The organism is Qipengyuania sp. (assembly GCF_043423005.1).
GTDB lineage: Bacteria > Pseudomonadota > Alphaproteobacteria > Sphingomonadales > Sphingomonadaceae > Qipengyuania.
Map to the genome: position 1 here is coordinate 1 of NZ_JBHWMI010000053.1, position 22850 is coordinate 22850.

At 67.9% G+C, this 22850-nt stretch carries 21 protein-coding genes and 1 tRNA gene; 5 read left to right on the forward strand and 17 right to left on the reverse strand.

What is annotated here, in order from left to right; all coding sequences use genetic code 11:
- From ACHFFA_RS08640 to ACHFFA_RS08675, 8 genes are all read right to left on the reverse strand, one after another.
- Positions 1-2844 (reverse strand): UvrD-helicase domain-containing protein (locus ACHFFA_RS08640; protein ID WP_394270447.1); only part of this gene is annotated, 2844 nt, incomplete at its 3' end.
- Positions 2841-5825: a double-strand break repair protein AddB gene (gene addB, locus ACHFFA_RS08645; RefSeq protein ID WP_394270478.1), complete on the reverse strand. Its 2985-nt coding sequence runs from the start codon at positions 5823-5825 to the stop codon at positions 2841-2843. The genes addB and ACHFFA_RS08640, both read right to left, overlap by 4 nt.
- A 22-nt stretch (positions 5826-5847) precedes the next feature.
- Positions 5848-6570, reverse strand: a complete 723-nt coding sequence (locus ACHFFA_RS08650; protein ID WP_394270448.1) for a nucleotidyltransferase family protein — start codon at positions 6568-6570, stop codon at positions 5848-5850.
- The gene (locus ACHFFA_RS08655; protein WP_394270449.1) at positions 6563-7564 is read right to left on the reverse strand and encodes an aminoglycoside phosphotransferase family protein; all 1002 of its coding nucleotides are present in this window, start codon (positions 7562-7564) and stop codon (positions 6563-6565) included. The genes ACHFFA_RS08650 and ACHFFA_RS08655 overlap by 8 nt, the downstream gene beginning before the upstream one ends.
- The gene (gene tsaE / locus ACHFFA_RS08660) at positions 7561-7998 is read right to left on the reverse strand and encodes a tRNA (adenosine(37)-N6)-threonylcarbamoyltransferase complex ATPase subunit type 1 TsaE (RefSeq protein WP_394270450.1); all 438 of its coding nucleotides are present in this window, start codon (positions 7996-7998) and stop codon (positions 7561-7563) included. Before tsaE ends, ACHFFA_RS08655 begins: the two co-directional genes overlap by 4 nt.
- Positions 7995-10337, reverse strand: a complete 2343-nt coding sequence (locus tag ACHFFA_RS08665) for a PAS-domain containing protein (RefSeq protein WP_394270451.1) — start codon at positions 10335-10337, stop codon at positions 7995-7997. The genes tsaE and ACHFFA_RS08665 overlap by 4 nt, the downstream gene beginning before the upstream one ends.
- Before the next feature lie 87 nt (positions 10338-10424).
- Positions 10425-11834 (reverse strand): adenosylhomocysteinase, encoded by a 1410-nt coding sequence (gene ahcY, locus ACHFFA_RS08670; RefSeq protein WP_394270452.1) that lies wholly within the window; start codon positions 11832-11834, stop codon positions 10425-10427.
- Between the two features lie 155 nt (positions 11835-11989).
- Positions 11990-12454, reverse strand: coding sequence for an S-adenosyl-L-homocysteine hydrolase (locus tag ACHFFA_RS08675; protein ID WP_394270453.1), 465 nt, complete (start codon positions 12452-12454; stop codon positions 11990-11992).
- Between the two features lie 164 nt (positions 12455-12618).
- On the opposite strand from ACHFFA_RS08675, the gene ACHFFA_RS08680 reads away from it, so the two are divergent.
- Together ACHFFA_RS08680 and ACHFFA_RS08685 are read left to right on the forward strand one after the other, a co-directional pair.
- Entirely contained in the window at positions 12619-13098 is a 480-nt protein-coding gene (locus ACHFFA_RS08680; protein WP_394270454.1) for a peroxiredoxin, read from the forward strand.
- A gap of 87 nt (positions 13099-13185) precedes the next feature.
- Entirely contained in the window at positions 13186-13449 is a 264-nt protein-coding gene (locus ACHFFA_RS08685; RefSeq protein ID WP_394270455.1) for a hypothetical protein, read from the forward strand.
- Positions 13450-13465: 16 nt separating this feature from the next.
- On the opposite strand, the gene folE is transcribed toward ACHFFA_RS08685, so the two are convergent.
- Positions 13466-14074, reverse strand: a complete 609-nt coding sequence (gene folE, locus ACHFFA_RS08690) for a GTP cyclohydrolase I FolE (RefSeq protein ID WP_394270456.1) — start codon at positions 14072-14074, stop codon at positions 13466-13468.
- Positions 14071-15621, reverse strand: a complete 1551-nt coding sequence (locus tag ACHFFA_RS08695; RefSeq protein ID WP_394270457.1) for a phospholipase D-like domain-containing protein — start codon at positions 15619-15621, stop codon at positions 14071-14073. Before ACHFFA_RS08695 ends, folE begins: the two co-directional genes overlap by 4 nt.
- Before the next feature lie 91 nt (positions 15622-15712).
- On the opposite strand from ACHFFA_RS08695, the gene ACHFFA_RS08700 reads away from it, so the two are divergent.
- Entirely contained in the window at positions 15713-16108 is a 396-nt protein-coding gene (locus tag ACHFFA_RS08700) for a metallopeptidase family protein (RefSeq protein ID WP_394270458.1), read from the forward strand.
- Between the two features lie 92 nt (positions 16109-16200).
- On the opposite strand, the gene ACHFFA_RS08705 is transcribed toward ACHFFA_RS08700, so the two are convergent.
- Positions 16201-16277: transfer RNA gene (locus ACHFFA_RS08705), tRNA-Arg, on the reverse strand.
- Between the two features lie 43 nt (positions 16278-16320).
- Positions 16321-16743, reverse strand: coding sequence for a (deoxy)nucleoside triphosphate pyrophosphohydrolase (locus ACHFFA_RS08710; RefSeq protein WP_394270459.1), 423 nt, complete (start codon positions 16741-16743; stop codon positions 16321-16323).
- Positions 16744-16826: 83 nt separating this feature from the next.
- Here ACHFFA_RS08710 and ACHFFA_RS08715 point away from each other — a divergent pair, with 83 nt between their 5' ends.
- Positions 16827-17012 carry a Flp family type IVb pilin gene (locus ACHFFA_RS08715; RefSeq protein WP_394270460.1) on the forward strand — a complete coding sequence of 62 codons (186 nt, stop codon included), beginning with the start codon at positions 16827-16829 and terminating at the stop codon, positions 17010-17012.
- A 94-nt stretch (positions 17013-17106) separates the two neighbouring features.
- Entirely contained in the window at positions 17107-17295 is a 189-nt protein-coding gene (locus ACHFFA_RS08720; RefSeq protein ID WP_394270461.1) for a Flp family type IVb pilin, read from the forward strand.
- A 78-nt stretch (positions 17296-17373) separates the two neighbouring features.
- Here ACHFFA_RS08720 and ACHFFA_RS08725 read toward each other — a convergent pair whose 3' ends face one another.
- From ACHFFA_RS08725 to ACHFFA_RS08745, 5 genes are all read right to left on the reverse strand, one after another.
- Positions 17374-18861, reverse strand: a complete 1488-nt coding sequence (locus tag ACHFFA_RS08725; protein ID WP_394270462.1) for a M48 family metalloprotease — start codon at positions 18859-18861, stop codon at positions 17374-17376.
- A 118-nt stretch (positions 18862-18979) separates the two neighbouring features.
- Positions 18980-19924: an acetyl-CoA carboxylase carboxyltransferase subunit alpha gene (locus ACHFFA_RS08730; RefSeq protein ID WP_394270463.1), complete on the reverse strand. Its 945-nt coding sequence runs from the start codon at positions 19922-19924 to the stop codon at positions 18980-18982.
- A gap of 9 nt (positions 19925-19933) precedes the next feature.
- Positions 19934-20812 (reverse strand): tyrosine recombinase, encoded by an 879-nt coding sequence (locus ACHFFA_RS08735; protein ID WP_394270464.1) that lies wholly within the window; start codon positions 20810-20812, stop codon positions 19934-19936.
- 25 nt (positions 20813-20837) lie between these two features.
- Entirely contained in the window at positions 20838-22694 is a 1857-nt protein-coding gene (locus ACHFFA_RS08740; RefSeq protein WP_394270465.1) for a hypothetical protein, read from the reverse strand.
- Positions 22691-22840 carry a hypothetical protein gene (locus tag ACHFFA_RS08745; protein WP_394270466.1) on the reverse strand — a complete coding sequence of 50 codons (150 nt, stop codon included), beginning with the start codon at positions 22838-22840 and terminating at the stop codon, positions 22691-22693. The genes ACHFFA_RS08740 and ACHFFA_RS08745 overlap by 4 nt, the downstream gene beginning before the upstream one ends.
- Positions 22841-22850 lie beyond the last annotated feature (10 nt).

The following is a 22850-nucleotide window of genomic DNA, read 5'->3' on the forward strand; positions in this document are numbered from 1 at the left end:
GAACTCGGGGCGGTTCGCCCATTCGGGAAGCGCTGCGGGAGGCTGGGTCGGCGGGGCGGCGGGCGGGACCGTGACGCCTGCGAGGGCACCCCATTCGCGGCGCGCGAACCAGACATCGTCTTCCACCGCGTCCTTGTCGAACAGCGGCAGCAGCCGGGCGTACCAGCTATCTGGATGCGGGCCGCCGCGGGCATCGCGCGGGCCGAGCGAGCCGGTGATGAACAGCGCCTCTTCGGCGCGGGTCATCGCGACATAGAGCAGGCGCCAGTGCTCCTCGAGGTCGGCCGCGGCCGCCGCCGCATGGGCCGCCGCCACCGGTCCGACGCGCTCGTCCTTGCGCACGGGCGGGAGCGGCACGCAAAACGGCGCCTCGTCGCCCGGTGCCTGCCCGGCGAGCTCGAGATCGCCCGGTGCATCGGGGCCGAGCGCCGCATCCGCCAGGATCACGATCGGCGCCTGCAACCCCTTGGCGCCATGCACGGTCATCACCCGGACCTGATGCCCGCCCTCACCCGCCTCGCGCTTCAACTCGCCTTCGCCGGCATCGAACCAGCGGATGAAGCCCTGCAGGCTGGCGACGTGGCTCTGGGCATAGGCGTGGGCTGCATTGAGCAGCTCATCGATCGGATCGTTGGCTTCCCGCCCCAGCCGCGCCACCAGATTGCGTCGCCCGTCGAGCGGTCCGGTGAGGATGGTGTGGAGCAATTGCTGCGGACTGTCGAAATCGGCACGGCGTAGAATGTCGCGCAGGGAATCGAGGGTCTCCATGACCAACGGCGCGTCGCTGCGGCGCAGGTGCTCCCACAGCGAGACACGCGGCGGGCGATAACCATGCTCGAGCAGATCCTCCTGGCTCCACCCCAACAGGGGCGAGACCAGCAGCTCGGCCAGCGTCAGATCGTCGAGCGGCTGCACCGCGAAACGCAGGGCCGCCATGAGGTCCCTCACCGCCAGCGGATTGCCGAGCCGCAAACGGTCGATCCCGGCCACCGGCACCCCGTGGCGATGCAGCCGGGCAACGATCAGCGAAGCCAGATCGCGGCGCTTTCGGACGAGGACCATCACGTCGCCCGGACCGGCGCGGCGCGGGGTCTTGCCCTTCACCAGGGGGAAGCCCGGCCCGCGCGGGTCCATCCAGTGGCGCACCTGCCGCGCGATCCGGTCGGCCAGTTGGCGATCGTGCTTGCCCAGCCAGCTTTCGTCCGCCGCGCCGTCTTCGCTCCCGCTGTCGGCGGTGACGACGTTCCACAGGGCGACCAGACCGGGCCGCGGCTGGCCTGCGTGGGCCTCGGCCTCGCGGTCGAGCCCCATCGCCTGCGAACCGATGGCGGCGATGGCGCGGTCGACGAAATCGAGGACGTTTTCCGAGGTCCGGAAACTCTGCCCCAGGCCGTATTCGCGTAGATAGCGCGGATCGGGGCCGCCACGCAGGCCGCCTGCGGCATCGGCGGTCCGGCGCATCCGCGCGGCATAGCGATCGCGCGCGGCACTGAAGTTCTGCGGGCTGGTCCCCTGGAAACCGAAGATCGCCTGCTTGAAATCGCCGACCGTGAAGATCGTGCGGATGCGCTGACCCCGGGCGCCCTCGCCGCTGAAGAAATCGTCGGTCAGCGCCTCGATGATCTGCCACTGGGCGCGATTGGTATCCTGCGCCTCGTCGATCAGGATGTGATCGAAGCTGCGGTCGAGCTTGTAGCGGATCCAGTCGGCCATCGCGGTATCGGAGAGAAGCCGGGCGGCACGCGCGATGAGGTCATCGAAATCGACCAGCCCCTCGCGCTCCTTCGCCTCGTGCCAGGCCCGGGCGAAAGTGCGCCCGGCCTCCAGCTGAGGAACGAGGTAGTCCGCCAGTTCGAGCAGGCCCTGCCGCTCCCTGACCGCCCGCACGGCGGCGGCGATCTCATCCAGCTTGTCGGCAAAGGTGGCATCGAGCTTTTCGGCGCCGGCCATCTTGCGCGGCTCGCCGTCTTTCTTGAGCAAGGCTTCGAACCCGCCGAGCGCTGCCAGCCGCCCCCCCTCGTCCAGCGCCAGCCAGTCGGGGACGAAGGCGCAGGCCTTGTCAGAGGTCTGCGATGTCCAGCGCGAGAGGACGGCGACGCAGGCGCGCAGCGTGCCGACGGGAAAGATTCCGTCGCCGCATGCCTGCGCCACCCATGCCTCATCGGCGTCGGACGGCATGCCGAGCAGGCGCCGCACGGGCTGGTGCAGCGAATGCTGCCATTCGGGCCGATACCACAGTTCCGGATAGCTGGCACAGCGCATCAGCCAGCGGCGCACGCAATCGGCCCCCTTGCGCCGGCTCATCTCCGCCACCGCCTCGCGGAAGGCTGCCCCCCCGCCATCGGCCAGCAATTCTGCCAGCACCTCGCGGCTGAGAAGGTCGCGCTCGCGGTCGTCCATCGGCTGGCTGCCGGGCAGGATGTCCGCTTCGGCCGGGAAGGCGGCGAGGAGATATTGCGCAAAGGCGTGGATCGTATCGATCCGCAGCCCCCCGCCCGGGCAATCGAGCACCCGGGCGAACAGCGACCGGGCCCGTGCCAGCGTGACCTCGTCGATCGGTGCCCCGAGGTTGGCGAGATCGATCGCCAGCGCCTCGTCCTTCAGCCGCACCCAGCGGGCCAGCACTTCGCCCACGCGCACCGCCATCTCCGCAGCGCCGGCCTTGGTGAAGGTAAGGCAAAGGATCTGCGAGGGATCGGCACCGGGCTCAAGCAACAGGCGCAGCACCCGCGCAGAGAGCACCTGGGTCTTGCCGGTGCCGGCGCTGGCGGACAGCCAGACGCTTTCCTGCGGGTCGACCGCGTCGCGCTGATGACCGGCGAGAGGGTGCACGATGCCGCTCATGCCGGCTCGTCCTCTTCCCGGTCCATGTGCGGCAGCCATTCGTCGAGCCGCATCAACTGGTCGTAGGTGCCGTAATCGGGAAGGTCGGGATTGAGCCGGGCGGTGAACGGCTTGCTGCCGGTGACCCAGTCCGCAATCGCCTTTTGCAGAAACGTGGCGGTGATCGGCAGGAATTCGTCCATCGCGATCCCGCCTTCGCGGCTGCTGCGCTTGATCGGCGAGGTGATCTTGCCGAAATCGTCTCCGTCCTTGGCCAGCGACCAGTATTCGAACCGGGTCGGAGTGCCCGCAATCCCGTCGAACCCGCCCCGATCGGCGATAAGGCCGAGTACGCCAAGCTGGAGCGCGTAGCCAGCCTCGACCATCGCGACGCGGGGGCCGGCGCCGGTCTTGTAATCGACGATCGCCAGCGTGCCATCGCTCAGGCGGTCGATCCGGTCGGCGCGGCCGTGGACCGTCACCCCGTCGACTTCGATCTTTCCTGCGGCCTCGATGAACTTGGGCACGCGGTCGGGAAGGCCGGTTTCGACCTCGCGCTCGACCCATGCAAGCCCGCAGGCGAGCCGCGGTTGCCACAGGCCGCGCATCAGCGGGTGGATGTTTCGTTCGGTCAGGACCTCGTCCATCACCCCGGCGATTTCGACCCACTGCCCCGCCAGACGCGCGGTGTGCCAGCGTTCGAGAATCTCGTGCGCGACTTCGCCCTGCCACGCAGCAGACGGGTCCGCGTCGAGAGCGTCGAGATCGCGCAGGCGCATGATCTGGGCGGCATAGAACTGGTAGGGATCGCCGCGCAGCCGGTCGAGCCCGGTGACCGAGATCGCGACGCGGCGCTGCTCTGCCGAGGGCATCGGGCGAGGGCGCGGGTAGGGAGTGGCTTCCGGGGCACTTCCGATCGCCTTGGCCCATTCGACGGCATCGGTCTCCCGGTCCCTGTTCCCCAAGTCACCCACCAGCGCCTGGACCCGCAACAGGAAGCGGGACGGGATCGTCGGACCGCCATCGTCGCGCGCGGCACGGCTGAGCACCACCTCGGGTGCGCCCAGGGCCCCCGCCAGATCGTGCGCCGAAAGCCCGATGCGGAAATCCCCGCCCGGCACCCCCAGCGCGCGCAGCACCGGCGGGGCCAGCAGGGCATCGGTGCGGGTTGCACCGGGCCATACCCCTTCGTTGAGCCCGGCGCAGATGACCAGATCGGCGCGGTTCATGCGGCTTTCCAGCAGGCCCAGGATCTGCACCCGGGCGTGGCTGCCGTAAGGAGGGCGCACGGCGATCCCCTCCAGCTCGGCCCGCAGCAGGTCGGCGACGTCGCGGGGCGGGAGCGAGAACGCCGCCTCGCCGGCTGCGAGACGCACGTCATCGAGCAACGCGGCCAGGGCGCGGCCATCCTCGCGCGCCCAGATGGCATCGCCGCACAAGGCCTCGGCGGCGCGAATCAGCGTATCGATGAGACCGGCAAGATCAGCACTGTCCGCCTCGCCCGCCGCCAGTAGCGGGGCGAGCGCGGCGCGCGCCACCGCCCACCATTCGCTTGCGCTGTCGCCCAGCCCCGCCACCGCCCCGTCCACCGGGGACAGGCCGGGCCGGACCCGCGGGCCGCGCAGCTTGAGTTCCAGCCTTCGCAGCTCGGTCAGCCACCGCCCACGGTCCATCCCGCCATCAACCAGCGGATGGCCGAGCAGCGCCATCAGTTCGACCGAGGACGCCTCCTGCGCCAGCACCTCGGCGATCAGCAGGAACGCGCGCCCGGCTGCCGTGTGCGACAGCGGACGCCCGGCCGAATCGTCGGCTTCGATGTTCCAGCGTGCCAAGTGATGGACGATCCGCCGGGCCAGCCCGCGATCGGGCGTGACGACGGCGACACGGCGACCCGGTTGTTCGACCGCCTGACGCACCAGCAGCGCGATGGCTTGCGCCTCCTCTTCCGGATTGGCGGTCTGCATGATCCGCACGCCCGCCAGCCGGCGCCGTTCGGGCGGCAATCCGGCCCAGCTCTTGCTTGCCTCGGGCGGCAGGAACAGCGCACCCAGTGCATGGCTTCGTTCCGGGGGAGCGGCGGTCATCCCGCGGCGGTGCCAGGGGCGCACCTCTTCGCGGGCGACCGCCATGCGGTTGAGCAGCAGCTTGAGATGATATTGCGGATGGGTCACCGCATCGCCAGGGGCGAAGAACGGCTCGCCCGGTTCGCCGGGGGCGCCCGCGGTTCCGAGCTCGTCCCAGACATCGGGCGAAAGGGTAAGATCGAAGTCGGGCAGAATCACCGCCCCCTGATCGAGTTCGCTCACCACGCGCAGCATCCGCGCCAGCGCCGGCGCGGCGCTGGTGACGCCGGCGGCGATCACCGGGGTCTGCGGGGGCACGGCGCGCCAGCGTTCGGCGGCACGGTCGAACAGGCGGTTGCGGCGGGCCGCGGCGTCGAGCAGCCCGCGCTCATCCAGCATGGCGAGCCAGCGCTGCTGGACGCGGGCGAAGAGCCGCAGCGAAGTCTGCCAGTGCCCGGCAAGATCGCCCACCAGATCCAGCACCGCCTGCCCCAGCAGGTCTTCCGGTCGCACGTCCTCGACCAGCAGCCGATCCATCGTCGCCCCGGTTTCGCGCGCCAGCCGCAGCAGCGTCGCCCCGCGGGGGGCGGCCTCGCCAAGTTCCTCCGCGATGATCCGCGCCAGCGCGAACATCCGGTGCAGGGGATCGACCGCCGGCGGCACATCGTCCGCACCCAGAGGATCGAGCAAGGGGCCGAGCGCCTCGTCGAGATCGAGGTCGCCCACCACCGCCATGCGCGGCATCAGCAACCCGGCGGCACCGCGCTCGCCCGCGTGGCGCACGAACGCTTCGGAGATGGTGCGACGCGCGCGGCTGCTGGGGACGAGCAAGGTCAATCTTGCAAGACCAAGGCCGGGGTCCTCGTAACGCGGCACCAGCCCGGCGACCAGCGCGTCGGCGAACCCGCGATGCGCCGCGATCGAATAGACCTTCGGCATCCGGCGCGAAGCCGGCGGGCGGTCAGCCACCCTGCAGCGCCTGTGCCGTGGGGGCGATATGCTGCGGCGTGCCGACCTCGTACCATTGCCCGGAAAAGGCCGTTCCGAACAGGCGTCCTTCCGCGATCGCGCGGTCCCACAGGATGTTGGTTGAGAACTTGCCCGGCGGCGCATCGCGCAGCAGGCGGCGGCTGACGAGCTGGATGCCGGTGAAGATGAACGGGGCGATCCGGCCCGCCACCTTGCGTCGCAGCCGTCCCGCGCCGTCCATGTAGAAATCCCCCGCACCATCGAAATTGTGCGCCCGGGCGTGCGGCACCACCAACAGCAGGGCGTCCATTCTCTCCGCGTCCCAATGGGCCGACAGGTCGGCAAAAGCGCCGACCGGCCCGTCGAGCCAGATGCTGTCGGCATTGCAGGCAAAGAAGGGATCGGGCAGCAGGCCCGCGGCGTCGGCCTTGACCAGCCCGCCGCCGGTTTCCAGCAGCGCCTCGCGCTCGTCCGAGATCGTGACCCGCGGGGCGGCGCGCGGCGCGACATGCGCCTCGATCGCATCGGCGAGATAATGGACGTTGACCACTGCCCGCGCGATCCCCGCCTCGGCCAACCGGTCGAGCGTCCGGTCGAGCAGCGAGCGTCCGGCGACCCGGACCAGCGGCTTTGGCGTTGCGGCAGTCAGCGGGCGCATCCGCTTGCCCAGCCCCGCCGCCATCACCATCGCGGTGTCCGAGGCAAGTTTAGCCATGCGCCAAGGCCCGAAAGTCGCCCTGTGCCGCGCGAACCGCCGACGGCACGTTCGCATCGAACCACCGCGCCACCGGGGCGAGCGCGGGGTGTGCAAGGTCGCGCTCGAGATGCGACCATACCCGCGGGATGAGGTCGAGATAGCGCGCCTTGCCATCGCGCCGGGCGAGACGGGTGAAGATGCCGACGATCTTGGCGTTGCGCTGCGCGCCGAGGCGCAGGTAGTCCGCTTCGAAATTGTCCCCGGCGGCGGTGTTCGCGCAATAGCGCTCGAGCATCGCCCGCTCGGTCGTCGGCGAGACATCGCGCCGCGCATCCTGCAACAGGCTGACCAGATCGTAAGCCGGGTGGCCGACCAGGGCGTCCTGGAAATCGATCAGTCCCTGCTCGCCCCGCGGATCTCCGGGCGCAAGCAGCATGATGTTCTCGGCATGATAATCGCGCAGTACCGTGACGCCGGGTGCCTGCCGCGCGAGCAGCGGGCTCAGCACCTCTTCCCAGGCGGCGTGCCAGCCGGCCCCGTCGACCTCGAGCCCGGCAGCGGGGCAGAACCATTCGGTAAACAGCGCGGTTTCGCGCAGATACGCCGCCATGTCGTACGCGGCGAACGGCCCGGGGGGCACCGCACGAAGAGCGATCAGTGCATCGACCGCCCCGCTATAGATGGCCTGTTCCTCGTGCGGATGCGCATCCAGCCGTTCCTTCACCCGCACGTCGCCGAAATCCTCGGTCAGCACCCAGCCCGCCGCCGGATCGGCCAGCAGGATGCGCGGCGCCCGCAATCCGTTCGCCTCCAGCCACCCGGCGACATCGAGAAACGGCCGCGGGTCCTCGTGCGGCGGCGGCGCGTGCATCAGCATCGCGGTGGCACCATCATGGCGCAGGCGAAAATAGCGCCGGAACGAGGCATCGCCCGCCAGTGGCGCGATCTCGGCCCCCTGCCAGGGGGTTGCGGCAAGAAAGGCGTGCAGGCCATCGGGCAACGGCTGGATCATGGCATCCGGCCTAGCCAATCGCGCCCCGCTTCGACAATCGCCTCCCGTCCGTCGCCCACCGTTTCGAGCCGGATCGACAGGCACGCCGGTTCCGTATCGAAGCCCCCGGCGCGGTCCGGCCATTCGGCCAGCAGGACCGCGCCTTCGCGATAGTCGTCGAGCCCCAGTTCGCGCACCTCGTCGACGCTTTCGAGGCGGTAGAAATCGGCATGGACCACCGGCACCCGCAGCGCATCGTAGCTTTCGAGCAGCGTGAAGGTAGGGGACGGCACATCTCCTTCATGGCCCAATGCGCCGAGGATTGCCCGCGCCAGCGTGGTCTTGCCGGCGCCCAGCCCGCCCGAAAGCGCGATCACGTCGCCCGGCCGCAGGCAGGCTGCGATACGCGCGCCGAAGGCATCCATCGCCGGCAGATCGGGCAAGGCGATTCTCACGGCAGCAGGATGGTGACCGTCGTGCCCGAACCGCGGCGGCTCTGGATATCGAAGCTGCCACCGTGGGCCTCGATCATCTGGCGGGCGAGCGGGATGCCCAGTCCCTGCCGCCGCTCGATGCCCTTGCCGTCCGCACTCATCCGAATCCCTTCGAGCGCGCGGGCGAGTTCGTGATGCGACATGCCCCGGCCATTGTCGGCGATCGCCAGCCGGTTCAGCCCGCGCTGCTTGGCGATTTCCACCCGGATCCGGCCGCCCTCGTCGGTGTGGGCGATCGCATTGTCGAGCAGATGGCCCACCGCGCGGCGCAGTTGCTGGGCGTCGGCGCGGATCTTCTTCCCGCTGTTGCCCTTGAGATCGAGCGAGAGCGACTTGGCGGCCAGCGCCTCTTCGCGGCTGCGGACGATTTCGGTGACGAACTCCAGCAGGTCGATGCTGGTCGTGCGCAGCGGCATCAGCCCGGCTTCGGATTGCGAGAGGTCGAGCACGTTCTCGACCTGCTCCGACAGCTTGGCGACCGACTGCGAGATCGCCGCGACATAATCGCGCGCCTGTGGGTTGAGCTCGCCGGCCACCCCGCTCGCCAGCAGTTCGGCAAAGCCGCCGATCGAGGTGAGCGGGGTGCGAAACTCGTACGACATGTTGGCGAGGAAACGCGTCATCACCGCGTCGGCTTCCTCGAGCGCACGGTTGCGTTCGCGCAAGGCATCCTCGGCCTGCCGCGAGGCGGTGACATCGAGTACCGTCAGCAGGCCGTTGCCGTCGGGCAGCGGCACTCCGGCGAAATCGAGCGTGCGGCCGTCCGACAACTCGACCCGCCCATCGCGCTTCTTGCGATCCAGCGTGGCGGCGCGGACCACCGTGTTGACCACGGCGATGGCCTTGGGATCGGCCAGATTGCCTTCGATCGCGGTCAGCAGGTCTTCCGCCTGCGGATGCCCGTCGAGCACCTCGGGATCGATCCCCCAGGCACCGGGGAAGCCGCGGTTCCACAATTCCAGATGTCCGTCGGGCGCGAACACCGCGAGCGCTTCGAACAGGCTGTCGAAGGTGGCGGTGCGGGTGCGCAGCAGGGTATCGCGCGTGGCCGACAGCGCCAGCTGCTCGGTCCGGTCCTCGGCGATCATCACCAGCCCGCCATCGGGCAGCGGCTGGGCCACCACGCGCAGGTGCGTGCTGTCGGGGAGCGGCCAGTTGACCTCCTCGGGCTCGTCCGAGGTGAACCAGCCGATCAACTCCTTGCGCCAGGCAGGAAAGTCGCGGACCTCGGGAATGCGGCCGTTCTCGCGCGCGATCATCAGCATCTGCTCGAAACTGGTGCGTTCGTTGGCGGTCCCCGGCGGCAGCGAGAAGACCCGGTGGAACGGCCGGTTGGCAAAGGTCATCCGGCGCTGGGCGTCGAACTGCGCGACGCCGATCGACAGCTGATCGAGCATCGAGCGCTGGGCTTCGCGGAAGGCCCGGAACTCGCGCGCCTGTTCCTCCATCTCCTCGATGTCGACGGCATAGCCTGCGATCCCTTCGCCGGCGAGCGGCAGGTCGGTGACGCGCAGGGCGCGGCGGGCGTTGTTGATCGTCGCCGAAACGATGCGCTCGATCGGCTGGCGCCGGTCCGCCGCCTGCTGGGCCACCTGCGCGGCGGTGCGCCCGCCGACCGTTTCGACCAGCTCGATCTGACTGGCGACGACCTGGTCCGCGCCTTCCGCACCGACCGCCGCGACATAGGCCTTGTTGACCAGCCGCAAATGCATGTCCGCCCCGCGGAACCACATCGGCATGGGTGCGGCTTCGATCAGCCCGACGAGCGCGCCGAAATCGTCCTTCGCCCGCGCCGCATCCTCGCGCAGGCGGGCAAGTTCATCCTCGGTTTCGGTGAAGTCGAACACCCACACGAGCGCCGCCCCGCTGGGCGAGACCGCCGGATCGGCCAGCGCCCCGCGCAAGGCCAGCGTCTTGCGCGAGGCCGGCGGGCGCAGGGCGAGCTGGAACGGCCGGGCGCTTTTCTGCGTGCGGCGGACATGGGCGCTAAGCTCGTCGACCTGCTCTTCCGAAAGCCCCTGTCCGCCCGGCCCGGCGAGTTCGCTGAGATAGTCGGGCACCTTGTCCAGCCCGATCCAGCGGGCGAACCGCTCGGGTGCCTCGATCCGGCCGTCCGCGCGCACCAGCAGGGGGAGAGCCGGCCCTTCCTCCATCATGCGCGACAGCCGGCGGGCGATCTTGCGATGGGAATCCGCCGCCTGCATGCGGCTGCCGGCGCGCAGCATGAACCAGATAGCCCCGGCCGACCACAGCGCGAGCAGCACCCCGATCAGGACGAGGAGAGAGGGCGACACTTCCATTGCCTTCGCGCTATGCGCCCCCTGCCGGCGATGCAACGCAAAGCTTGCCGCCCGCCCCACCGGCAGGGCGGCATGCCATGCGAGCGATCAATAACGGTAATGTTCGGGCTTGAACGGACCGTCGACCGGCACGCCGATATAGTCCGCCTGCGTCTGGCTCAGCTTCGTCAGCTTGACCCCCAGCTTGTCGAGATGCAGCGCGGCGACCTTCTCGTCCAGCTTCTTGGGCAGGACATAGACGTCGTTCTCGTATTCGGCGGTGTTCTGCCACAGCTCGATCTGCGCCAGCACCTGATTGGTGAACGAGCAGCTCATCACGAAACTGGGATGCCCGGTGGCGCAGGCGAGATTCACCAGCCGCCCCTTGGCGAGCACGATGATTTCCTTGCCGTCCGGGAACTTGACCAGGTCGGTGCCGGGCTTGAGTTCGGTCCACTCGTAATTGTCGAGCGCGGAGATCTGGATCTCGCTGTCGAAGTGGCCGATATTGCAGACGATCGCCATTGGCTTCATCGCCTTCATGTGTTCGGCGGTGATGACGTCCTCGTTGCCGGTAGTGGTGACGAAGATGTCGGCCCGCGCGACCCCGTCCTCCATCGTGACGACCTCGTATCCTTCCATCGCCGCCTGGAGCGCGCAGATCGGATCGATCTCGGTCACCAGCACCCGCGCGCCCCCGTTGCGGAGCGACTGTGCGCTGCCCTTGCCGACATCGCCATAGCCCGCGACCAGCGCGACCTTGCCCGACAGCATCACGTCGGTCGCCCGGCGGATGGCATCGACCAGCGATTCGCGGCAGCCATAGAGGTTGTCGAACTTGGACTTGGTCACGCTGTCGTTCACGTTGATCGCAGGGAACGGCAGCTTGCCCTGCTTGGCGAGGCTGTAGAGGCGGTGAACGCCGGTGGTGGTCTCTTCCGACACGCCCTTGATCGCCTTGACCGTGCGGGTGAGATAGCCCGGCCGCGCCTTCAGGAAGGCCTTGAGCGCGCGCTGGAACTCGATCTCCTCGGCATTGCCGGGCTCGGGCAGTTCCTCGCCCGCCTCGACCCGCGCACCCCACAGGGCGAACATCGTCGCATCGCCGCCATCGTCGAGGATGAGGTTGGCGGTCTGGTCCGGATCGCCCTCGCTCGACCAGTCGAAGATGCGGCCGACATAGTCCCAGTAATCGGCCAGGCTTTCGCCCTTGATCGCGAACACCGGGATATTCTGCGCCGCGATCGCGGCGGCGGCGTGGTCCTGCGTCGAAAAGATGTTGCAGGTCGCCCAGCGGACTTCGGCGCCCAGGGCGGTCAGCGTCTCGATCAGCACCGCGGTCTGGATCGTCATGTGCAGCGAGCCGGTGATCCGCGCACCCTTGAGCGGCTGGGCATCACCGTATTCGGCGCGCGTCGCCATCAGGCCCGGCATCTCGGTTTCGGCGATGGCAATCTCGGCACGGCCGTAATCGGCGAGCGCAATGTCCTTGATGACGTAATCGGTGAAGTCGGCCACGGGCGGTCCTTATGCAAGCTTAAGGGGAATACCGGCGCCGACAGCTGAAAGGGCGACGCCTCGAACGCGTCGCCCCTAGCGTTTGGCCGCCGCAAGGGCAACCGCCCCTGCCGCCCCCGTTCATGCCTCCCGGTGTGGCGTGACGATGATGGCGTCTAGCGGCGAGCCCAACGGCTCCCGCTGCGTGGCATACTGCCGAGCAGTTCCGATGCCGCGAGGTTCAACGCCTGCGGATCACGGCTCCGCGCCAGATCGCCGGCGACCTGCTTGAGTTCGGCACAGCTTAGCCAGGGGTGACCCTGCCCGTATTCGTTCGCCATGCCCACGCTGATCCGGTCGAGCGCGCGTTTGGCCCCCCTTGCCCCATAGCGGGCGACCATGCTCTGTTCCAGCCGCCGGGCCGAGGCGTTGAGCGCGGTGAGATGCGCGGCGGTGAACTGGCGATAGGCCGGCTGGAAATCGTCCGCCCCCATGCGGCAGCGCAGCGACGTCACCATCAGCATGATGTCGAGGCGGCGGACCTGTTCGTCCTGCGAAAGGTCGCCAGCCCCGGCGCTTTGCGGTGCGGTGAAGGCCGCGGCGAGCGCTGCCATCGTTGCCAGTATCGTGCGTGATCCCATGTCCCTGTCTCCCCCGCAAGCATTCCCGAGCTTGCCGGATCGAAGGTGCGCGATTCGCTTTACGAAATCTAAAAGCTGCGCAGTAAACCGCTCTTAACCACGCGAAGGTTGCAGCCGCGAATACGCGCTCTACATGCGAGGCACTCAATCCAAGGAGATACGCGATGACAATTTCCGTTGGCGACAAGGTGCCGGACGTAACCCTCGTCAAGGCAACCGAGAACGGCCCCGAACAGGTTCAGTCGGGCGATTACTTTGCCGGGCGCAAGGTCGCGCTGTTCTCCGTCCCCGGCGCCTTTACGCCGACATGCTCGGCCAAGCACTTGCCCGGCTTCGTCGAGAAAGCGGACGAACTCAAGGCCAAGGGCATCGACGAGATCGCCTGCACCGCGGTCAACGACGCCTTCGTGCTGAGCGCGTGGAAGAACGCCAACAGCGCGGACGACATCACCATGCTTGCCGACGGCAATGGCGCCTTTGCCGAGGCGCTGGGGTTGACCATGGACGGCTCGGGCTTCGGCATGGGCACGCGCGGACAGCGCTTCTCGATGATCGTCGACGACGGCGTGGTGGCAGATCTCAATGTCGAGCAGCCGGGCGATTTCTCGGTCTCGAGCGCGGATCACTTGCTGAGCAAGCTCTGACCCGGCAGCCGGCGCAGCTGCGCCATTTGCGGACAGCGCCCCGCCCCGGCTTGCACCGGACCGCGGCGGGGCGCATCCATCCCGCCCATGACTGATCCTGAGCGCAATCCCGACATCGATTTCGGCATCCTCCTGGGCTGGATCGCGGAGCCAGCCGGTACGAGGATTGCGGTGAAGCTGCAAAGCACCCGCAAGGTGGTCGAGAAAAGCGAGGACGTGCGCGAGTTCCGCTATTTCCTGACCAAGCAGCAGGCGGTCCAGCTGGGCAATTACCTGTATCAGCTGGCGGGCGAGACAGCTCCCGCCCCGCGGCGGCGGCGGGGTCTGATGGCCCGCCTCTTGCCGCGCTAGGTCCGCAAGACCGGGATCAATAGCCCATCAGGCTGAGCACTTCCTTGCGGCTGCGCTCGTCATCGCGAAAGACGCCGCGCATCTCGCTGGTGACCATTGCCACCCCGGGGGTGCGGACCCCGCGCGCGGTCATGCAGGCATGGCTTGCCTCGATCACCACGGCCACGCCATGCGGTTTGAGATGGTCCCAGATGCATTTGGCGACCTCCGCGGTCAGCCGCTCCTGCACTTGCAGACGCCGCGCAAAGCCGTGCAGCACGCGGGCAAGCTTCGATATCCCGACCACCCGTTCGCGGGGCAGATAGGCGATCGCGGCGCGGCCGATGATCGGCGCCATGTGATGTTCGCAGTGCGACTGGAACGGAATGTCCTTCAGCAGCACGATCTCGTCATAGCCGCCGACTTCCTCGAACACCCGGTCGAGATGGATCGCCGGATTTTCCTCGTAGCCGAGACAGTATTCCTTCCACGCCCGCGCCACGCGCGAAGGGGTGTCGAGCAGACCCTCTCGGGTCGGATCGTCCCCGGCCCAGCGGATCAGGGTACGGATGGCTTCCTGTACCTCCTCGGGCACCGGGGGCTTGCCACGCGGGTTGTCCTCGTCGGGTCCGACCAGACTGCTCATCTCTTGCGCCTTCTCCTGAACCTGTCGCGCACCTGTTTGAGGCGGCTCCCCGCACGGAACATTCCGCCGCGGGCATAGGGTTCGAACATGTCATCGGGTTTCTCGGGATCGAGCAGGGCGCTTTCGGCAAGCGTCTGCTGCACCTCGTTCAGTTCGGGCGGGATGTATTCCAGCAGGTTGCGCCCGGTTTCGGTGATCGCGGCATCGATCAGCGCCCGCATCGAACCATGCTTTTCGAGAAGGCCGCCGATGTCCTTTTCCGCAAGCCCCAGGTGCTCGGCCAGCAAGGAGTGGCGGATCGCGGTGATCGCCGGACCGGCATGGGCGTTGACCGGGCGGGCAGTGTCCACGAAGACATCGCATTCGCTATCCAGCCCGAGCGAGCGGTTGTTGATATTGGCCGAGCCGATGCGGAAGATTTCGTCGTCGACGATCATGATCTTGGCATGGACGTAGATATGGGTCGCGTCATTCACCGGCGACCAGATCGAGAAGCGATCCTTGCGGTCCGCCGCGTTGATCAGCCTGACCAGCTCGGCGCGCGAGTGGTCCATGGCCTGCTGTTCCAGCCACCCGTCGGCATTGGCCGGGTGGACGATCACGATTTCCGGGCAATCGTCCTGCTGCACCCGGGCAATGATTGCCTCGGCCACCTTGCGCGAGGCGAAGTACTGGCTCTCGGCGTAGATGAACTTCTTCGCCCGTCCGATATGTTCGAGGAACAGCCGCTCGATCTCGTTGACGGGTTCGCAATCGCCGTATCCGGCGCGGGTGCGGGCAATACCGATCTCGACGTCCTCGAAGGTGACATGCAGCCCGTCGGGCCAGATGCTCTCGGTTCTCGCCGCGATCGGTGCCAGAGGCTTGCCGCCCGCCCGTTCCCAGCGATCCTCGCCCAGTTCGGCCAGCGCATCGGCGACCGGCCCTTCCATGATCATCGAGGCATCGTGCCACGGATCGTGATGATCGCCATGCGGTTGCAGCCGCCGCCGCGGATTGACCGGAGGATGATCGCGGGTATCCCAGCGCTTCACCGTCATGTCGATCCCGCCGCACACCGCGAGTGTATTGTCGATCACCGCGATCTTCTGGTGATGGCTGCATCCTACCGGATGCGCGCTGTCGAACATGAAATCGATTCGCGGATGCCGGGCCCATCGCAGCAGATCCATCCACATCGAACTGCGCAGCACGAACTTGAACATCCCGAAGCTCCACTTGAGGATGCGAATCTCAAGCGTGGGGCGGGTTTCGACGAGCCACGAGAAGAACGCGCCGAGGCGGGGCGGATAGGACTGCCCCCCCTCGCCCCGCGGGTGGCCGGGGGCGCCATTGTCGAGATAGATGCGGGTATCGAAATCCCAGCCGATCAGGAAGATACGCGCCTGGGCCTTCAGCATCGCCTGCTGCATCGCGGAAAAATAATCCGCCGCATCGATCAGCACCGCCGCGCGGCTGGCCCGGGCGTAGCGCCAGACACTGGGCGAGGCGCCATCCTCGATGCCGGGGCCACGGTCTTGTGCCTGTGTCTCGCCTGCGTGCGCCAAGTGCCCCCCCTTATCGGTGCGTGACATTCATCCGGCAGCGGTGACTGTCCTGCCTTGCCGGACTGCCTAGGCGAACACATACTAAGGGACAATGACGGAAAACCGCGAACCCGGTCTCGACGAGATGCAACGCATGGCCGAGCGCGCGCTGGCCGAACTGCCCGACCATCTGCGCCAGCAGACCCTCGACATCGTCCTGCGCGTCACCGAATTCGCGACGCGCGAACAGCTTGCCGCAGTCGACATGGACGACGAGTGGGAACTGAGCGGGCTCTACGAAGGGCAACCGGTCCCGGACCAGTCGGTATGGGAAAGCGGGCGGATGCCGCCCCGGATATGGCTGTTCCGCCAGCCGATCCTCGCCGAATGGGAGGAAACCGGCGTCGATCTCGACGCGCTCGTCCGGCACGTCGTGATCCACGAGGCGGGGCACCATTTCGGCTTCAGCGACGACGATATGCACTGGCTCGAGGATCAGGCCGGATAGGGCGCTGGTCGCATCACCTGCTGCGGTCAGGGTGCGCTTGATGGCAGCCCCAACCAAAAAGCCCACCGCCCCGGCTGGGGCAGTGGGCTGTTTGGCGCGCCCGGAAGGATTCGAACCTCCGACCACCTGATTCGTAGTCAGGTACTCTATCCAGCTGAGCTACGGGCGCGCTGGAGCGGCGCACATAGCAGCGACAGCGGGCATGGCAAGCGCTAATCCCCGGCAAGCCGGACAAGCGCGTCGAGCAGCTTTTCATCCAGCGGCGGCTTGGCGAGGTTGCGTGCTTCGGCCGGCGTGAACCAGCCGATCGCCCCGCCCTCGAGCGCGGCGGGCCGGCCTTGCCAGCGCCGCGCGCTGTAAAGAAGAATGACAATCGGCAAGCCCCCGGCACGAGCGTCGCTTTGCGCGAAGGACACAGGCGCGAGATCTGGTGCCGCCAACCCGATACCCAGTTCCTCCCGAATCTCGCGGACAAGCGCGGCAGCGGGGGTTTCGCCAGGCTCCACCTTGCCGCCGGGAAACTCCCACAGCCCGCCATGCTGCTTGCCCTCGGGGCGGCGATGCAGGAGCCACCGCCCTGCCCCATCGGACAGCGCGATTGCGACGACCGGCAGCCATGTCGGAAAGTTTTTCAATTCGATCGATCCCGGAAAGAACTTCTTAAGACCTCGCTCCGTAGAAGCAGCCTATCAGCTACGAACAAACGGGAGCACCGCTGGTGATCGGCTTTCTTACTCGATTGAAGAATGACGATCAGGGGGCAACTGCCGTGGAATACGGGCTGATCCTTGCGCTTATCTTTCTCGCCCTGGTCGGTGCTGTCCAGGCATTTGGCCAATCAGCGGGGGATATGTGGGAAGGGATCGACGAAACTGTCAGCGCCGCGATGAACAAGGCGCCGTAGGGACATTAGCGATTTGTCAATTCGTTGATCGCATATGGGATGAACTCGGGCCCCGTGCCGGAGTCGGGACGAAGACTGAACCAGGAGACACGATATGAAATTTCTCAAGACGCTGCGTCGCAACGAAGAAGGCGCCACCGCCATCGAATACGGCCTGATCGCCGCCCTCATCGCGGTCGCCGCGATTACCGCCATGCAGGGCCTCGGCAGCGAACTTTCGACCACCTTCCAAGGTGTCGACGAATCTCTTACGTCAGCTAATGCGAAACGCACGACTCCCTAATCGTTGAAGGGCTCTCTTCACGCAAGAAAGCGGCGGGGTTCATACCCCGCCGCTTTTCTTTTGCGAACCGGCTTAGGCTCAGCGTCCGCGAACGACGAGCTTGACCTTCTGACCTGCGCGCAGTTCCTCGTTCGAGGACAGCGCGTTAAGCACGCGAAAGCGTTCTTCCTTGCCATCGGTATAGGCCATGCGCGCGGCAAGGGTCCGCACGGTATCGCCCGGACGCACCGTCACGATGTCGATGACGCGCGGGATCACGGCGGCCGCTTCCTGCGTCGAGATGCGCCGCATCGAACTGAACATCTGGTTGAACGTGCCGGCGTTCCCTGCCGGGGTGATGGCCAGGAAATGATAGGCGCGGTTATTGGCGAATTCGTAGGCAAAGACGGTCACGTCAACCTGGCCGTTGCCCGAATTGACCCGCGCCGTTCCATAGGCCGCCGGCAGCCCGTTGACGGTGGTCGTCTGGATCGCCTGCGGGGTAATGCGCTGTTGCTGGCTCAGACCGGCGAAGGCGTTGTTCACATAGGCGCGCAGGTCGCCATTGTATTGCGCCAGCGTCAGCTGGGCCTGCCCGCCCTGCCCCTGAATTGAAACGGCCCGTGTGCCGTTGACCATGTAGAAACCCTGCGGCGCGGTGAAGGACAGCCGCATTTCGGGGTGAATGAACTGCCGCCCCTCGATAACCCCCTGTGCCGGATCGTCGCCGTAAAGCATCCCGTCGATCCGGGTGAGAAAGACGTCGCGATCGGTCCGCCCGGTCATCCCTTGCGCCTTGCTCAGCGCGGTCTGCACGCGGCTGGCCGGATCGGGGTGGGTCGAAGCCCATTCCGGCAGCTTCGCATCACCGCGCCCCATCAGGCGGGCGTCGAGCGAATTCTGTGCCGCAAGGCTTGCCAGCACCGTGCCCATTGCCCGCGGATCGTAGCCGGCGCGTTGCAGATACTGGATGCCGAGGTTATCCGCTTCGAGTTCCTGGCTGCGCGAGAACGACAGCGTCAGCAGCTGCGATCCCTGAAGTGCGGCCTGTCCGATCTGCTGGCCGATGCCCGAATTGCCCAGCAGCACGCCGGACAGGATCGCCCCGGCAGCGCCCAGCAAGGTGTTGCGCTGCGCCGTCTGCTGGCGCCGCTGCGAGTGGCGGGCGGCGACATGGCCGACCTCATGGCCGAGCACCGCGGCAAGTTCTGCCTCGTTGTTCATCAGCGAAACGAGCTGGCGGGTGGTGTAGACGTAGCCCCCCGGAATGGCGAAGGCGTTGTTCACCGAGCTGTTGAGCAGCGCGACCTGGAAACTGTCGCGTGCATTGCCGAGACCGGATTGCATGGCGATGTTCTTGCCCACCTGCTCGACATACTGGGCCTGCGGGCCGGACATCGCGCCGCCGAATTCGGCGAGGATCTGCGGGTTCGCCTCGGCGCCCTGCTGGGCCTCGGTCTGGGTGATCGGCGCCGACGCATCAGGGATCGGTGCGCCCAGCCCGGCGCATCCGCCCAGCGCCAGCGCGAGGGCGGCAGTCGTCGAGACGGCAAGCGTCCTGACCTTCAGTTCAGTGATTCGGCGCATGAAAATCTCCCCAAGGTCTGTTGCACCGGACGCGCAGCATCCCACCTGCGTGCGGCCGTTCTGTGCGTCAAAACCGTGAGGCCGCCGGGTTTGTTCCCGTTCGGCGCGGGCGCCGGGATCAGCCGGCGATGTGAAGAAAGCGTTCTTCGCGCAGGCGCCTGAGTTCGTCCGGGGCCATCTGCGACAGGCGACCAAGCTCGTCGTCGATCGCATCGCCGAGCGCGGTCGCTGCTGCTGCCGGATCGCGGTGCGCGCCGCCGACCGGTTCGGGGACGATACGGTCGATCACCCCCAGCTTTTCGAGATCCTGCGCCGTGACCTTCATGGCCTGCGCCGCATCGGGAGCCTTTTCCGCCGTCCGCCACAGGATCGAGGCGCACCCTTCGGGCGAGATCACGGAATAGACCGCGTGTTCGAACATCAGCACCCGCTCTGCGCTGGCCAGTGCCACCGCGCCGCCCGAACCGCCTTCGCCGACGATCGCGGCGACCATGGGAACGGCGAGGCCAAGACACGCCTCGGTCGATCGGGCGATGGCCTCGGCCTGTCCGCGTTCCTCGGCCTCGACCCCCGGAAAGGCGCCCGAGGTATCCACCAGCGTCACCACCGGCAGCCCGAAACGGCCCGCCATCTCCATCAGGCGAATGGCCTTGCGATAGCCTTCGGGTTTGCCCATGCCGAAATTGTGCCGCAGCCGGCTGGCGGTATCGTTGCCCTTCTCGTGCCCGATCAGCATGACCCGCCGCCCCCTGAGGGTGGCGAAGCCGCCGAGGATCGCCTCGTCGTCGCCGAAGTTGCGATCGCCGCCGAGCGGTATGAATTCGTCGAACGCCAGGGCGACGTAGTCACGAAAATGCGGGCGAGCGGGATGCCGCGCGACCTGGGTCTTCTGCCACGGCGTCAGTTCACGATAGGCGTTCGCCAGCAAGTCGGCGCTTTTCTGCTCGAGCCGCTGCAGCTCGTTCGAGATGTCGATATCGTCGGTGACGGCCGCCTGGCGCAGTTCGGCGATGCGCTTTTCAAGCTCGGCCACCGGCTTTTCGAAATCGAGATAGGAAATCATCAGCGCGCGCTAATCGGATGCAGCCGCGCGGGCAAGGGGATGCCGCTCGTTGACCAGCGCGACCAGCCGGCGGGCGTCAACTTGGGTGTAGATTTGCGTGGTCGAAATATCCGCATGGCCAAGGAAGGTCTGGAGCGCGCGCAGGTCCGCCCCCCCTTCGAGCAGATGGGTCGCAAACGCGTGCCGCAGGACGTGGGGGCTGAGCTTGTCTGCCGGCAGGCCTGCGCGGGTTGCGAGCGCTTTCAGCAGCTGGAACAGCCGCACCCGGGTGAGGTGGCCCTTGGCCGAGGGGAACAGCCACGGTGATCCCGGCGGGCGCAGGGCCAGCCACCGGGCCAGCGCCGCGCGCGCACGGCTGCCGAGCGGGATCATCCGCGTCACCCCGCCCTTGCCGGTGACCGTCAGGAACGGCGCATCGCGCGGCATCGCGGCAATCGGCAGCGAGACGAGTTCGCTCGCCCGCAACCCCGAACCGTACAGCAATTCGAGCATCAGCAGCAGGCGCACCGCATCGGGATCGTCGGCCGCGGCTTGAGTCTCCGCTTCCTCGAACAGCGCCTGGATCTCTTCATGCGAGAGGATTCGCGGAAGCGGTCGCCGCGGGACCGGACGGGGCAGCGCGGAACTGGGGTCGTCCTCGCGTTCGCCTTCGTCGATCAGGAAGCCGTAGAACTGGCGCAGCGCGGAGATCTTGCGCGCCTGGGTCGCCGGGGCGAGCGTGCCCCATATCGACGAAAGGCGCGCCACCTGCGCCCGGTCCGCCAGTTCGAGCGCGCAGCCGAGAATTTCCGCCGCCTGCGCCAGATCGCGCCCATAGGCGAGCAAGGTATTGCGCGCGGCCCCGCGCTCGGCAGCCAGCATGGCGAGGAAGCGATCGGCAGCGTCCATCACCGTCCCTCCATCGCGCGGCGAATCAGGCGCGGGCGACCGCCTCGGCTGCAATCATCCGCGCTTCGGCGTTGAGGCCCACCCGGTTGAGCGCAGCGACGATGTGATAAAGGTGCCGGGCAGTCATTTCGTCCCACCCGTCGCCGCGCATGCCCAGCCCCGCCAGCAGCGCGACCAGCGTGGTATTGTCGAGCTGTGCCGCCCGGTCGATCGCTGCGGTAAAGCGCGTCGGCGCATTGAGGTTGAGGCCCATGTCGGCGCTGTACTCGGCGGCATCCTCGGGCGACAGGCGGCCGAGTCCGGCCAGCCCGGCCACCAGCATCTTCGCCTTCGCCTGACCGGCGGACGCATCGCTGTCGATGAAACTGTCGACTTCGCCCGTGCCGATCCCGCCGGCGCCGCGCGGATTGGCGAGCGCCAGCAGGGCCCAGCCAAGCGTGCCTTCCTCGACCACGTTCTGCCACCGCGCCGCATTGCGATCGAGCCCGGCCGTCAACATCGAACCGATCAGTTCGCCGGCGTCCTGGGCAAAGGCGTCGGCGGGCGTGACCCGGGCAGCGGCATAAGCGGTGAGGATGCGATTGCCGAAGCCATCGCCCTCGCCCCAGATCTGCCGGATCGCGGCGACCCGCTCCGCCGGCGCCGGGGCGATGTAAGCCTCGCGCAGGCGGACGGCGGCGGTGTTGCGTTCGGCGCCGGACGCGGCCTGATCGGCGTAAAGCTGGCTATACAGGTCGACCATCGCCTGCGCCGAAAGCACCCCCGCCTCCGCCGCGACCGCCGCCCCGCGCAGGCGGTCCTCCGCGCTGAGCATCGGCAGCGTCGCCGAGGCGATGAGGTAGTCTTCCCCCATCCCCTCGCTGAGCGACTGGGGGATCGGCTCGCCCAGGGCATTGGCCAGCGCGAACCGCCATGGGGTGAGGGTGTCCACCCCGTCCCATTCGATCGTCACCGCCCGGCGCCCCCGCCCGGCGGCCCCGGCAAAACGCTGGGCCAGGAACACGTCGATGCGGTCCTCGCTGGTGCGCGAGAGCAGGCGACGCAGATCGTTCTGGGCGCGGGTTTCCTCGCCGGCATAGGCGTTGCAGATGGCGCGCAGGGCAGTCCACTGCGGCGTGTCGCGCTCGCCCGCATTGCGCCGGACGACCGGGCAGGCGCCGACGATGTCCGCCGTGCCGACATAGGCATCGATCGCGGCATCCGTCAGCGCGGCGTTGTAATCGTCGTTGTCGACGCTTTGCACCAGCGCCCGGGCCGCATCGTGTTCGCCCATGCGGCTGAGCGCGCGGGCGCGCAGGGCGGCAAAGTCGACCGGGTCCATGCCGCCGGGCGCGGCCAGACGGCTGGCAAGCGTGCGGCGCAGCAGGATATGCCCCCAGCGCGAGACCAGCGGCCCGTCGAGCGCGGTCAGCGCCGCCCGGACCAAAGCTGCAGGCTGCTGCGCAAGGCCGTTCTGCGGCAGGCCGCCGGCCTCCATCCCCAAGACCCCGATGCTGTCCAGCGGACGCTGGGCAGCGGATGGGATATCGACCTTGGGTTTGAGACCGAGCAATTCGTCGAGCTCGTCGGTATTCATCCGCTCCATCTCCTGGATGGAGGGCAGGCTGGCGAGATCGGCCTCGATCTGGGAGGGCGGCGGCGGCGGTCCGCCCGCCTGCGGCGTCGCCGCGGTATCGCCCGGGGCGCGCGCGGGAGGCTCGTCCCCCGGTGACGCCGGCGGGCGCGGGGTGGCAGGGGCGCTGCTGCTGGATGCCGTCGGGCTGGGCGAAGGGGCCGGCTGCGTGAAACCGGGCGGCAGGATGCTTTCGGGCGCCCGCTGCGCCGCCACCACGGTCGAAGTTAGCGCGAGGCACGCCCCTGCCAGAAGCAGGCCGCGCGTCATCGGGCCACCTCTGTCAGGTCGACAGGCTGGCTGATCTCGCGCAAGGGTTCCTCCCCGCCGTCGATCCAGGCGGCGATGAGCACCACGGCCAGAACGGCGGTCGCTATCCAACCGATCCGCGGGGAAATCCTCGCTGCCTTTGTCACGTCCCGTCCA